Source organism: Shinella sp. HZN7 (assembly GCF_001652565.1).
Lineage (GTDB): Bacteria > Pseudomonadota > Alphaproteobacteria > Rhizobiales > Rhizobiaceae > Shinella > Shinella granuli.
The window spans coordinates 870,572-883,534 of sequence record NZ_CP015736.1 but is presented as its reverse complement, the minus strand read 5'-3'; the positions used below and the strand labels follow the sequence as shown (position 1 = coordinate 883,534).

Annotated in this window: 15 protein-coding genes; 5 read left to right on the top strand and 10 right to left on the bottom strand. The window is 65.4% G+C overall.

Going from position 1 to position 12,963, the window contains the following annotated elements; translation table 11 throughout:
- Window positions 1-51: 51 nt before the first annotated feature.
- The 8 genes from shn_RS04270 to coxB all read right to left on the bottom strand — a co-directional run bounded on the left by shn_RS04270 (window position 52) and on the right by coxB (window position 6,948).
- Window positions 52-780 (bottom strand): SURF1 family protein, encoded by a 729-nt coding sequence (locus tag shn_RS04270; protein WP_064332425.1) that lies wholly within the window; start codon window positions 778-780, stop codon window positions 52-54.
- 16 nt (window positions 781-796) lie between these two features.
- A complete protein-coding gene (locus shn_RS04265) occupies window positions 797-1,180 on the bottom strand; it encodes a DUF983 domain-containing protein (protein ID WP_064329306.1) in 384 nt (127 codons plus the stop codon).
- A 289-nt stretch (window positions 1,181-1,469) separates the two neighbouring features.
- Window positions 1,470-2,348, bottom strand: coding sequence for a cytochrome c oxidase subunit 3 (locus shn_RS04260; protein ID WP_064329305.1), 879 nt, complete (start codon window positions 2,346-2,348; stop codon window positions 1,470-1,472).
- Window positions 2,349-2,407: 59 nt separating this feature from the next.
- Window positions 2,408-3,013 (bottom strand): cytochrome c oxidase assembly protein, encoded by a 606-nt coding sequence (locus shn_RS04255; protein ID WP_064329304.1) that lies wholly within the window; start codon window positions 3,011-3,013, stop codon window positions 2,408-2,410.
- Between the two features lie 2 nt (window positions 3,014-3,015).
- The gene (locus tag shn_RS35715) at window positions 3,016-3,156 is read right to left on the bottom strand and encodes a hypothetical protein (protein ID WP_023512272.1); all 141 of its coding nucleotides are present in this window, start codon (window positions 3,154-3,156) and stop codon (window positions 3,016-3,018) included.
- Window positions 3,156-4,100 carry a heme o synthase gene (locus shn_RS04250; protein ID WP_064332424.1) on the bottom strand — a complete coding sequence of 315 codons (945 nt, stop codon included), beginning with the start codon at window positions 4,098-4,100 and terminating at the stop codon, window positions 3,156-3,158. The genes shn_RS35715 and shn_RS04250 overlap by 1 nt, the downstream gene beginning before the upstream one ends.
- 276 nt (window positions 4,101-4,376) lie before the next feature.
- Entirely contained in the window at window positions 4,377-6,044 is a 1,668-nt protein-coding gene (ctaD, locus tag shn_RS04245) for a cytochrome c oxidase subunit I (RefSeq protein ID WP_064329303.1), read from the bottom strand.
- A gap of 19 nt (window positions 6,045-6,063) precedes the next feature.
- Window positions 6,064-6,948 (bottom strand): cytochrome c oxidase subunit II, encoded by an 885-nt coding sequence (coxB, locus tag shn_RS04240; protein WP_064329302.1) that lies wholly within the window; start codon window positions 6,946-6,948, stop codon window positions 6,064-6,066.
- 406 nt (window positions 6,949-7,354) lie between these two features.
- Here coxB and shn_RS04235 point away from each other — a divergent pair, with 406 nt between their 5' ends.
- Window positions 7,355-7,885: an invasion associated locus B family protein gene (locus shn_RS04235; RefSeq protein WP_064329301.1), complete on the top strand. Its 531-nt coding sequence runs from the start codon at window positions 7,355-7,357 to the stop codon at window positions 7,883-7,885.
- 78 nt (window positions 7,886-7,963) lie between these two features.
- Window positions 7,964-9,379, top strand: a complete 1,416-nt coding sequence (tldD, locus tag shn_RS04230; RefSeq protein ID WP_064329300.1) for a metalloprotease TldD — start codon at window positions 7,964-7,966, stop codon at window positions 9,377-9,379.
- Window positions 9,380-9,539: 160 nt separating this feature from the next.
- Here tldD and shn_RS04225 read toward each other — a convergent pair whose 3' ends face one another.
- A complete protein-coding gene (locus shn_RS04225; RefSeq protein ID WP_064329299.1) occupies window positions 9,540-10,439 on the bottom strand; it encodes a LysR substrate-binding domain-containing protein in 900 nt (299 codons plus the stop codon).
- 99 nt (window positions 10,440-10,538) lie between these two features.
- On the opposite strand from shn_RS04225, the gene shn_RS37395 reads away from it, so the two are divergent.
- Together shn_RS37395 and shn_RS04220 are read left to right on the top strand one after the other, a co-directional pair.
- Window positions 10,539-10,667: a hypothetical protein gene (locus shn_RS37395; protein WP_023512265.1), complete on the top strand. Its 129-nt coding sequence runs from the start codon at window positions 10,539-10,541 to the stop codon at window positions 10,665-10,667.
- Between the two features lie 36 nt (window positions 10,668-10,703).
- Complete coding sequence (locus shn_RS04220) at window positions 10,704-11,759, top strand: polysaccharide deacetylase family protein (RefSeq protein ID WP_064329298.1); 1,056 nt, start codon at window positions 10,704-10,706, stop codon at window positions 11,757-11,759.
- 65 nt (window positions 11,760-11,824) lie between these two features.
- Here shn_RS04220 and pdxH read toward each other — a convergent pair whose 3' ends face one another.
- Window positions 11,825-12,445, bottom strand: a complete 621-nt coding sequence (gene pdxH / locus shn_RS04215; protein ID WP_064329297.1) for a pyridoxamine 5'-phosphate oxidase — start codon at window positions 12,443-12,445, stop codon at window positions 11,825-11,827.
- Between the two features lie 44 nt (window positions 12,446-12,489).
- On the opposite strand from pdxH, the gene shn_RS04210 reads away from it, so the two are divergent.
- Entirely contained in the window at window positions 12,490-12,936 is a 447-nt protein-coding gene (locus tag shn_RS04210; protein WP_064329296.1) for an RT0821/Lpp0805 family surface protein, read from the top strand.
- The last annotated feature ends 27 nt before the right edge of the window (window positions 12,937-12,963 follow it).

Here is a 12,963-nt window from a genome sequence, read left to right as displayed (position 1 = left end):
TAGGCCGGCAAGCGGCGCCGCGCCAAGAAAAAACAACCTGGTCGCGCGCTTTCAGGCCGTCTTGCGCCGCAGCACGGCGAAGAGGCCGACGCCGACCAGCGCGGCCGCAAGGCCATACCAGGTGACGGCATATTGCAGGTGGTTGTTCGGCAGGTCGAACTGGGTGACGGCGCCGATCGGCAGGCCCTTGGGGTTCGGCGCATCGCCCGCATCGACGAAGAAGGGCACGAGCCTGTCGGCCGGAATGCCGGTGCTCGACGCCATCGCGTCGAGGTCCTTCCAGTAGAAGATGTTCTTCGCGAGATCGTTGTCGGGCACGATGGAGGACGGCTTTTCGGCAAGGCGGGCGCGGGCAAGGCCCACCACGGTCTGCCCGCCGGTGAGCTGGCCCTGCTTGCGCATTTCCGGCTCCTTCGCCTCGAAGGGCACGAAGCCGCGGTTGACGAAGAGGAAGCGGCCGTCGGCGAGCTGGAGCGGCGTGTAGACGTGATAGCCGGTCCGGCCGTGCCAGGTGGCGAAGAAGTGCCGCTCCCTGTTGTTGGCGAAGGTGCCGGAAACCGTGACGGGGCGGTATTCGATATCCTCGCCCCGTGTCGCCATCGCCTCAATATCGGCGAACGCCGCCGGCGCGGCGATGCGGCGCGCGGCCATGTCGGCGAGAAGCTGTTCCTTCCAGTGGAGGCGCTGGACCTGCCAGGTGCCGAGCGACAGGAGGATGGCGAGGGCGATGACGAAGGCGGTTCCCGTGAGGATCGCCTTGCCCCTGCCCTTGCGCGGCATGGCGCCGGCCGGGACCTCAGCCACGGTCGATCTCGCCCGGCCGCGCATTGTTGCGGTATTGCAGCGCGATCAGTAGGCCCTTGAGGATGCGCGTCAGCCCGAGGCCGAGGACGATGACGAGCGGGATCCACAGCAGGAAATGCACCCAGAGCGGCGGGTTGACGTTCACCTCCATCCACAGCGCCGCGCCGACGACGATGAAGCCAACGATGAGCAGCACGAAGACGACCGGGCCATCGCCCGAATCGGCGAAGGAATAGTCGAGCCCGCAGCTCGCGCAGGCCGGCTTCACCTTGAGCAGGCCGTCGAACAGCTTGCCCTGGCCGCAACGCGGGCAGCAGCCGCGCACGCCGGCGCTGAAGGGGTCGACGGGGGGATAGAGTGCCTTGTCCTCGTCCATGGTCTTGTCCGTGTGTTCACGCCCGGGCGGGGCGGCCGCGGGCTCATGCTTCAGGCGGCAAGGCCGCTCACCTGCCTGCCGGCATCCTCTCCCCGCAAGCGGGCGAGGAGCGATGGAGCGCCGTTCTGCCCCTTCGCCCCGTTTTCCGGGAGATGAGGGGCCAAACCGGCGCGTACATTCCTATACCGCCCTGTCCTTGCCCCGTCCAATCGAAAGGCCGCGACAAACGGCCCCGAAACGGAAAACGGCCGCATTGCTGCGGCCGTTCGAAAATCGCGTCCTTGCCGGATCAGCCGTGGAAGACCGGTGCGCCCCAGCCACCCCAGATGTAGATGGAAAAGAACAGGAAGAGCCAGACGACGTCGACGAAGTGCCAGTACCAGGCGGCCGCCTCGAAGCCGAAATGCTGCTTCGGGGTGAAGTCGCCGCGCATGGCGCGGATGAGGCAGACGATCAGGAAGATCGTGCCGACCAGGACGTGGAAGCCGTGGAAGCCGGTCGCCATGAAGAAGGTCGCGCCGTAGATGGATTCCTTGAAGGCGAAGGGCGCGTGGGCGTATTCGTAGGCCTGGACGAAGGAGAACAGCACGCCGAGCGCGACGGTGAGCGCCAGGCCGTTGACGAGGCCCTTGCGGTCGTTGTGCAGCAGCGCGTGGTGCGCCCAGGTCACGCAGGTGCCCGAGAGCAGCAGGATGACCGTGTTGTAGAGCGGCAGGTGCCAGGGATCGAGGACCTCGATGCCCTTCGGCGGCCAGACGCCGCCGGTATGCTCGACGCGGGCGGCCTGGATGGCCTCGCCCGGGAAGAGGCTGGCGTCGAAGAAGGCCCAGAACCAGGCGACGAAGAACATCACCTCGGAGGCGATGAACATGATCATGCCGTAGCGCAGGTGCAGCGAGACGACGCGGGTGTGGTGGCCCTCATGGGCTTCCTTCACCGTATCCGCCCACCAGGCATACATGGTGTAGAGCGTGATCACGAGGCCGATGTAGAAAATCCACGGATTGGCGAAGTTGATGCCGAACAGGCTGAAGGCGCCGCCCGAGAGGTAGCGCATGTAGCCGATACCGCCGAAGGCCAGCACGAAGGCGCCGATGGAGGCGAGCAACGGCCACGGGCTTGGGTCGATGATGTGGTAGTCGTGTTTCTTCTGATGCGCATCGGCCATCTGACGTATCCCCAATGTATCGCGTTCCGTTCCCGGCATAGCCGGAAACGCATGGTCTTTCAAAGCTTGTTCGCGTCGTCCGCCTTCACCTCCGCAGCCGAAGCCACCGGCTTCGACGCCTCATGCGGATAGAAGGTATAGGACAGCGTGAGCGTGTGGATGCCCTTCGTCTCGACCGGCTCGACGATCGCCGGATCGACGAAGAAGACGACGGGCATGATGAGTTCCTCGCCCGGCTTCAGCGTCGTCTCGGTGAAGCAGAAGCACTGGACCTTGTTGAAATAAGCGCCGGCGGCCTGGGGCGTGACGTTGAACGTCGCCTGGCCGGTCGTCGGCCTCGAGGCGTTGTTGCGCGCCCTGTACAGGATCTGCACGGTCTCACCGATCTTCAGCTCGACCTCGCGCTGCACCGGCTCGAAGCTCCAGGCAAGGCCGGGGCCGGTATTGGCGTCGAAGCGGACCTTGATCGTCCTGTCGAGGATGACGTCGGAGGCCTGCTCGACGCGCTGCGTCGTGCCGCCGTAGCCGGTGACCTGGCAGAACATCTCGTAGAGCGGCACGGCGGCATAGGCCATGCCGACCATGCCGATGACGAAGGAGCAGCAGATGGCGACGATCGTGCCGTTGCCCAGTCCGCTCTTTTCGGTCTTTTGCATCTCGCTCATCGTCAGCCTGCCATTCCGCCGGAGAATTTTACCAGCGTGACGATGTAGAACAGCACGACGAGGCCCAGAAGCACGGCGCCGAGCGCGATATTACGGCCGCGGCGAGCCTTCTTCTGGTTTTCCGTGAGGTTTACGGTTTCCATTACAGCCCCCATCCGAGCGACGCGATCATGTGGTCGACCATCAGGCCGGAGAAGACCGCGAACAGATAGACGATGGAGAAGGCGAAGAGCTTCTTGGCCGGCACCATCGCGCGGTCGCCTTCCGGCATGCGCAACACACCGACAGAATACCATACGAAGCCGAGGCCGAGCGCTGCGGCAAAGAGACCGTAGCCGGGGCTGGCGAAACCGAGCACGGTCGGGACCACGGCGATGACGGCGGTCAGCACCGCGTAGACGAGGATCTGCACCTTGGTGGTCCACTCGCCGGCGACATTCGGCAGCATCGGCACGCCGACGGCGTCGTAGTCGCGCATCTTGAACAGGGCGAGCGCCCAGAAATGCGCCGGGGTCCACAGGAAGGTGATGAGGAAGAGCACGACGCTCTCGATCGAGACGCCGCCGGTGACGCAGGCCCAGCCGATCATCGGCGGGAAGGCGCCGGCCGCGCCGCCGATGACGATGTTCTGCGGCGTCGAGCGCTTCAGCCACATCGTGTAGATGACGGCGTAGAAGAAGATGGTGAAGGCGAGCAGGCCCGCCGACAGCCAGTTGACCGCAAGGCCGAGGATCGCGACCGAAAAGGCCGACAGCGTCAGGCCGAAGGCGAGCGCTTCTTCCGGGCGGATGCGGCCGGAGGGGATGGGACGCTTGGCGGTGCGGGTCATGACCGCATCGATGTCCGCGTCGTACCACATGTTGAGGGCACCGGAGGCTCCGGCGCCCACGGCGATACAGAGGATCGCGATGGCGGCGATGAACGGGTTGATCTCGCCCGGCGCGACGATGAGGCCGGCAAAGGCCGTGAAGACGACGAGCGACATGACGCGCGGCTTCAGGAGCTCGAAGAAATCACGCGGCGACGCTTCGGAGAGGTAGACCTCGCCGCCGCCCGGAACCGTTTCGTGATGCTCGATGACCGCCATGTTCTTTCCGTTCTTTTGTCCGAGAGCGATGGGCTTCATGCCCTTCCCTCTCCTTCGTCATCCTCGGGCTTGACCCGAGGATCCACTCCCCACGGCACGCCTGACGACGTGGCGTGGATCCTCGGGTCAAGCCCGAGGATGACGGAGGGTGGGGTGTCGGCTGTGGGCTACAGCTACCGCTGCTGTTGCTGCAGCCACTGCTGCCGCCCGCTGCCCCGACCTCCGCCGGTAGTCCTGCAAGTCGAGGAGCCGCCGTTTCCGGCGGCCCCGAATGTCTTACTTGATCTTCGGGAGCTGTTCCCACTGGTGGAACGGCGGCGGCGAAGAGAGCTGCCATTCCAGCGTGTTGGCGCCCTCGCCCCACGGATTGTCGCCGGCGATGCGCTTCTTGGCGAAGGCTTCGAAGACGCCGAAGAGGAAGATCACGACGGCGAAGGCCGAGATGTACGAGCCGTAGGACGACACCGCGTTCCAGCCGGCGAAGGCATCCGGGTAGTCGATGTAGCGGCGCGGCATGCCGGCAAGGCCGAGGAAGTGCTGCGGGAAGAAGATCAGGTTCACGCCGACGAACATGACCCAGAAGTGCAGCTTGCCGAGGAATTCCGAATACATGTAGCCGGTCATCTTCGGGAACCAGTAGTACCAGGCCGCGAAGATGGCGAAGACGGCGCCGAGCGACAGGACGTAGTGGAAGTGGGCAACCACGTAGTAGGTGTCGTGCAGGGCGCGGTCGAGGCCGGCGTTTGCGAGCTGGACGCCCGTGACGCCGCCGACGGTGAACAGGAAGATGAAGCCGATCGCCCAGACCATCGGCGTGGTGAAGCGGATCGAGCCGCCCCACATCGTCGCGATCCAGGAGAAGATCTTCACGCCCGTCGGAACCGCGATGACCATCGTGGCGAAGACGAAGTAGCGCTGCGTGTCGAGCGACATGCCGACCGTGTACATGTGGTGCGCCCACACGATGAAGCCGACGGCGCCGATGGCGACCATGGCATAGGCCATGCCGAGATAGCCGAAGATCGGCTTGCGCGAGAAGGTCGACACGATGTGGCTGACGATGCCGAAGCCGGGCAGGATCAGGATGTACACTTCCGGGTGGCCGAAGAACCAGAACAGGTGCTGGAAGAGGATCGGGTCACCGCCGTTTTCCGGCGCGAAGAAGGCCGTGCCGAAGTTGCGGTCGGTGAGCAGCATGGTGATGCCGCCTGCCAGGACCGGCAGCGAGAGCAGCAGCAGGAAGGCAGTGATCAGCACCGACCAGGCGAAGAGCGGCATCTTGTGCAGCGTCATGCCCGGGGCGCGCATGTTGAGGATCGTGGTGATGAAGTTGATCGCGCCGAGGATCGACGAGGCGCCGGCAATGTGCAGGCCGAGGATCACGAAGTCCATGGCAGGACCCGGCTGGCCGGATGTCGAGAACGGCGGATAGACCGTCCAGCCGCCGCCCGCGCCGTAGGCGCCTGCCGGGCCTTCGACGAACATCGACAGGAGCACGAGCAGGAAGGCCGGGATGATCAGCCAGAAGGAAATGTTGTTCATGCGCGGGAAGGCCATGTCCGGCGCGCCGATCATGATCGGCACCATCCAGTTGGCAAAGCCGCCGATGAGCGCGGGCATGACCATGAAGAAGATCATGATGAGCGCATGCGCCGTCGTGAAGACGTTGAACATGTGCTTGCCGCCGTCGATGGCGGCATCGCCCTCGAAGCCGTAGACCATCTGGGCGAGACCGTGGAAGATCTGGATGCCCGGCTCCTGCAGTTCCATGCGCATCACCACCGACAGCGTACCGCCGATGATGCCCGCACAGATCGCGAAGATCAGGTAGAGGGTGCCGATGTCCTTGTGGTTGGTCGACAGGAACCAACGCTGGAAGAAGGTGAGCGGCTTGTGTTCGTGGTGATCGTGGTGATCGCCGTGGGCAGCGGATGTTCCGGCCATGGTCTCGACTCCCTTGGAATTACTGCGCGGCGTTGGCGGCGACGTTGACGGCCTTCGCCGCACCGTCGACCGACGCCATCAGGGCTTTGTTTGCGTCGCCGAGATTCGTCGCGGCGGCGGCAAGCCACGTATCGTACTTCTCCTGCGAGACGACGCGGATGGCGATCGGCATGAACGCGTGGTCCTTGCCGCACAGCTCGGAACACTGGCCGTAGAACAGACCTTCGCGGTCGGCCTTGAACCAGGTTTCGTTGAGGCGGCCCGGCACGGCGTCGATCTTCACGCCGAAGGAGGGCATCGCGAAGGCGTGGATCACGTCGGCAGCGGTGACGAGGAGACGGACATGCTTGCCGACGGGAACGACGACTTCGTTGTCGACGGCCAGAAGGCGCGGATAGACGCCCTTGTCTTCCTTGCCGGCGGCGGCACGATCGCCTTCCTGCAGCAGGATGCTGTCGAAGGAGAGCGGGCTCTCGCCGACCTGGTATTCATAACCCCAGTACCACTGGTAGCCGGTGGCCTTGATCGTCAGTTCCGGCTCTTCCGTCGGGGCGAGCTGCTTGGTCAGGAGCTGGAAGGAGGGAACGGCGAGGAACAGGAGAACGATGACCGGGCCGAGCGTCCAGACGACTTCGATCGCCGTGTTGTGGCTGGTCTTGGACGGGACCGGGTTCGCGCCTTCGCGGAACTTCACGACGACGACGATGAGCAGGGCGAGAACGAACAGGGTGATCGGGACGATGAACCACAGTGTATACTGCTCGAACCAGCGGATCTCTTCCATGATCGAGGTCGCGGCGGGCTGGAGGCCCTTCTGCCAGTCGAACGGCTGATCAGCGAAAGCGGTGGAAGCAAAGAGCAGACAGCCGATCGCGGCCAGAACTGCAAAAGCTTTGTTTTTCACAACGTATCTCCCCAAGGCGTTTGATCGGGATCAAACAGACGCGCAGAATCCCTGCTATACTGAGTGCTTAAAACCACAGTTTCATGCTCGCCGCAACAGCCATGGGGGACACCCCATGCGGCATTTTTGCGCAAAAGCAAAAGCATGGGCCCGCTCCCCACAATTTCTTCATAATTCCCTATAGCATGAAAGGTTTGGCTGCGGCGATGCCGCCGGAAGGCCCCTCGCCCGGCCCGATGCGGGCGCCCGCATCGCCCTGCCGCCGCCGTGGACGGCCCCTATTATAATGAGTGGCGCGCCGGTCCAATTTCCGCCTTCAATCAATTGGAAATGAGCCCTCGGGGCTTTTCATTTCGCCCCCGCCCCTTCAAAGATAGCCCGACTGATTCGAGATTCCGAGGTTTTCATGGGTTTTGCTCCCCTCTCCCGGCTGTCCCGCGCGGCACTTGGCCTTGCCGCGCTCGGGTTCGGCGCTCTCGCGCTTCCTTCCCTTTCGGCAGCCCAGCAGCCCGGCACGGTGAAATCGAACCATGGCGCCTGGTCGATCGTCTGCGACCAGCCGGCCGGCGCGTCCAGCGAACAGTGCGCGCTGATGCAGAACGTGCTGGCCGAGGACCGGCCCGAGCTCGGCCTCTCCGTCGTCGTGCTGAAGACCGCCGACCGCAAGGCGAAGATCCTGCGCGTGCTCGCACCGCTCGGCGTGCTGCTGCCGAACGGCCTCGGTCTCAATGTCGACGGCAAGGATATCGGCCGCGCCTATTTCGTGCGCTGCTTCTCCGACGGCTGCTATGCCGAGGTCGTGCTCGAGGACGAACTGCTGAAGACCTTCCGCTCCGGCGCGACGGCGACCTTCATCGTCTTCCAGTCGCCCGAGGAAGGCATCGGCATCCCCGTCGACCTCAAGGGCTTCGGCGAAGGCTACGACACGCTGCCGTAAGTCCGCCCCCGGGCGGGCTTGCCGCCTGCCTCCCGGGGACTTACATGAGCCCCAAGTCCAATGCTTGCGGAGCCTCCCATGAACACCGACCTCCTCTCCCTTTTCGATGCCGACGAGGCATCCGTGCAGGCGGTGCTGAAGGAGACGTTGAAGAGCGCCGATGACGGCGAACTCTTTCTGGAACACGCCCAGGCCGAATCCCTCTCCTTCGACAATGGCCGCCTCAAGGGCGGCAGCTTCAACACCGACCAGGGTTTCGGCCTTCGGGCCGTCGCCGGCGAGGCGGTGGGCTATGCGCATTCGGGCGAGATGACGCTTTCGGCGCTGAAGCGCGCGGCCGATGCGGCGGGCGCGGTCACGCGCGGCTATTCCGGCGACTATGCCGCCGCGCCGCAGGGCACCAACCGCCAGCTCTATACCCCGGACAACCCGATCGGCGCACCGAGCTTCGAGCAGAAGGTCGCCCTCCTCACCGAGATCGACGCCTATCTGCGCGCCAAGGATCCGAAGGTGCGGCAGGTGACGGCCTCCATCGCCGCGAGCTGGCAGGTGGTCAACATCCTGCGCGCCGACGGGCACCGCGTCACCGATGTCAGGCCCATGACCCGCGTCAACATCTCCGTCGTCGCCGGTGAAGGCGACCGGCAGGAGACCGGCAGCTACGGCGTCGGCGGGCGCACCACCTTCGATGCCTTCCTCACCGAGGAGAGCTGGCGTTTCGGCGCGGACGAGGCGCTTCGCCAGGCCCTGGTCAATCTGGAAGCCGTCGAGGCCCCGGCGGGCACGATGGACGTGGTGCTTTCCTCCGGCTGGCCGGGCGTCATGCTGCACGAGGCGGTCGGCCACGGGCTGGAAGGCGACTACAACCGCAAGAAATCCTCGGCCTTTGCCGGGCTGATGGGCGAGCAGGTCGCCGCCAGGGGCGTCACCGTCGTCGACGACGGCACGATCGACAACCGCCGCGGCTCGATCACCGTCGACGACGAGGGCACGCCCTCGGCCTACAACGTGCTGATCGAGGACGGCAAGCTCGTCGGCTACATGCAGGACCGGCAGAATGCCCGCCTGATGGGCATGAAGGCGACCGGCAACGGCCGCCGGCAGGGTTACGCCCATCGCCCCATGCCGCGCATGACCAACACCTACATGCTCTCGGGCGACCGGACGCCGGAGGAAATCATCGCCTCGGTGAAGAACGGCCTCTATGCCGTCTCCTTCGGCGGCGGGCAGGTGGACATCACCTCCGGAAAATTCGTCTTCGGCTGCACGGAAGCCTATCTCATCGAGAACGGCAAGGTGACGGCGCCGGTCAAGGGCGCCATGCTGATCGGCAACGGGCCGGACGCCATGCGCCGCGTCTCGATGGTCGGCAACGACACGAAGCTCGACACCGGCATCGGCAATTGCGGCAAGGCCGGCCAGTGGGTTCCGGTCGGCGTCGGCCAGCCGCACCTGCGCATGGACCAGGTGACGGTGGGCGGCACCAAGGCCTGATCCCGCCTACCATTCCACGACCCCTCATCCGCCTGCCGGCACCTTCTCCCCGCAGGCGGGGAGAAGGCAAGGATGCCCGCTTTCCGGCCCCCTGACGTCATTGGTTGGGGAAACCCATGCCACATCCCTTCGCCTGGATGAGGGCAGCGGGACCTCGACCTCAGGAACCGCCAGAGGCGGCAAAGCTCTGCAACAGCCATTGCCGGAAGGCGCGGGCCTCCGGGGAGAGGCGTTTGAAATCGCGGGCGACGAGCCAGTAGGCGCCGTAGCGGATCGAGATGTCGAAGAGCTGCACGAGACGCCCTCCTGCAATGTCCTCGGCCGCGAAGGCGCGGTCGACCAGCGCGACGCCATGGCCGCGCAGCGCCGCCTGCAGCACGAGATTGCCCTCGGTGAAGATCTGCGCCCGCCCGGGCGGCACGTCCGGCAGGCCGGCGGCAGCGAACCAGCGTTGCCAGGCGCTGCGGTTCTCCTCGTGCAGCAGCGTATAGGCGAGGATATCGGCCGGCATGCGCAGCGGCGTCCCCTCCGCCATCAGGCAGGGCATGATCACGGGCACCAGCTCCACATCCGCCAGATGCTCGGCCGCAACGCGCGGCCAGGCCCTGGCATCCATGCCGTGCCGGATGGCGATTTCCGCCTCGTGGGTGCGGAATTCGATCAGCCGCATGTCCGATTCGACCACGACGTCGATCTCGGGATGGTCCGCATGGAAATCGTCGAGATGCGGCACGAGCCAGCTTGCCGCGAAGGACGGCTCGGAGCTGATCTCCAGGAGCCCGCCGCCGCGCCGGCCGCGGATCTCCGACAGGCTCGCGTCCATCGCGTCGAAGGCGCGCGACAGGACGTCGAGCAGCGCCGCGCCGGCGGAGGTGAGGCGCACGCTGCGGTGGCGGCGCTCGAAGAGCGGCTTGCCGAGCTCGGCCTCCAGTTCCTTGACCTGCCGGCTCACCGCGGCCTGGGAGACGAGCAGTTCCTCGGCCGCCAGCGTGACGCTGCCGAGCCGGCCCGCCGCCTCGAAACTCCTGAGCGCCGTCAGCGGCAACCGTCCGCGTTTCATCGCATAACCTCAAGTCATCCGAAATCGACGATAAACTCGTTTGAGCCGCAGGGGCAAGCGGGCGGACACTCCGTGCAGACCGAAACACGGAGAACGACGATGTTCGACCCCATCACCCGCATCTTCATGGATGTCATCCGCATCCTCACCTTCCAGGCCGGGCGGCCGGCGCCGCCGCGCCACAGGAAAGCCGTTGTTAACCACTCGGATACCGACCGGGTGCGATAACGGCCGCGAGAGACGAAAAGGGACGATGAAGACGACATGCCGATCCGCAGTGTCATGCGACAGGGACTGAGGCGCGCCGTGATCACCGGCGGGCTGGAGTTCGCGCATCTGGCCGAGCGCGTCGGGCTGATGGCGTCCGCCCGCGGCATGGGCGCGATCTTCACGCTGCACCATGTGCGGCCGAAGACGCCGCAGGCCTTCGATCCGAATGCGCATCTGGAGGTCACGCCGGAATTTCTCGATGCGGCGATCGAATACCTCACGGAAGAGGGCTACCAGTTCGTGGCACTGGCCGACATGCCGGCGCGGCTTGCCATCGCGCGCGCCGGCGAGCGCTTCGCCGCCTTCACGCTCGACGACGGCTACCGCAACAATGCGGTCCATGCCCAGCCGGTCTTCACGCGGCACAAGGTGCCCTTCACCGTCTTCGTCTCGCCGGGCTTCGCCTGCAAGACGCACGGCATCTGGTGGGAGACGCTGACGGAGCTTCTGCGCGTCGCGCCCCATCTGGAATTCGACTTCGGCTCCGGCGCGATCACCATGCCGCTTGCGACGCCCTTCCAGAAACAGGCGGCCTATGCCCGGCTTGCCCGCTTCGTCCAGAGCGAGATGGAGGAGGCCGCGGCGATCGAGCGGCTCGACGCGGCGGCAAGGGCCCACGGCATCGATCCGCTGATGATCACCGAACGGCTGGTCATGCGCGAGCCGGAACTGAAGAGCCTCGTCGTCAATCCCCTCGTATCGATCGGTGCCCATACGGTGAGCCACCGGGCCCTCGCACGCCTCGGCGACGAGGAGGCGCGCCAGGAGATGGACCAGTCGGCCGCGCACATCGCCGCCATCATCGGCCACCGGCCGGACACCCTTGCCTATCCCTATGGCGACCGCGCCGCGGTCTCGCCGCGCGAGCACAAGCTTGCAAGGGACCTCGGCTTCCGCGTCGCCGTCACAACGGATCCGGGCACGCTTTCGGCCCGCTCCTTCGATGCGCCGACGACCCTGCCCCGAATCTCGCTGAACGGGCACTACCAGAAGCCGAAATATGTCGGCGCGCTGGCCTCGGGCATTCCCTTCCGGCTGATGCGGCGCTGAACTTGGGCCGTCGCCGGCAACGTGCTATCGCATCGGCGACCGAAAATCCGTCTACCGCTGACTGTTCACGGATACATCCTGACCTTCGTCCAGCCGGCGCCGTCCTCCGTGTGGCGGAATTCCACGCGGTCGTGCAGGCGGAAGGGGCGGTCGTGCCAGAACTCGATCGAGACGGGCTTGATGCGGAAGCCGGACCAGTGCGGCGGGCGGGGGATCTCGCCGATGGCGTAGCGGGCCGTGTATTCGGCGACGGCCTTTTCCAGCGCGAAGCGGCCTTCCAGCGGGCGCGACTGCTTCGACGCCCAGGCGCCGATGCGGCTGCCGCGCGGGCGCGAGGCGTAATATTCGTCGGCCTCGGCATCGGTGACGATCTCCACCTCGCCGCGGATGCGCACCTGGCGGCGCAGCGACTTCCAGTGAAAGCACATGGCGGCCTTGCGCGCGCCAAGGATCTCCACGCCCTTCCGGCTCTCGAAATTCGTGTAGAAGACGAAGCCGCGCGCATCGAACCCCTTGAGCAGGACCATGCGCACATTCGGCAGGCCCGTCTCGTCGACGGTGGCGAGTGCCACCGCGTTCGGGTCGTTCGGCTCGGTCTTTCCCGCCTCCTCCAGCCATGCGCCGAAGAGGGAATAGGGTTCGTTTTCCTCGGTGAAGTCACCGCTTGTTAACGCATTTTCGCTCATATTCGATTCAATGCCGATCTATTGGCTGCATGAGGCAGATTGGAGTGGACGTCATAGCAAAGTCGCGAGCGCAGACAAAGCCATACCGGGCACATTGCCTTGCGGTTGTTGTCGTGACCCTGTGCGGCGCCTCTCTCTCGGGCTGCATGAGCGGTCTCGACATCTTCGACGGCAGCAAGGTCGATACCGTGCGCACCAGCGCCGTGCCATCGGGCACGGAGCGGCTGACCGACGAGATCACCGTGCGCAATGCCGTCTCCTCCGCCGATCTGGCGCGCACCGGCGGCAGCCCCATCCCCTGGGCGAATTCCGCCTCGGGCAGCGCCGGCGTCATCAGCAGCATTGCGGAGAACCGCGACAATGCCGGGCGGCCCTGCCGCGATTTCGTGACGACGCGCCATTCCTACCAGGGCATCGCCAACTATTCCGGCCGCACCTGCCTTGGCAGTTCCGGCGAATGGCTGCTGCTCGCTTTCGACCTGCAGGGGTGAAGAGCGCGATATTTGCCATTTTTCAAC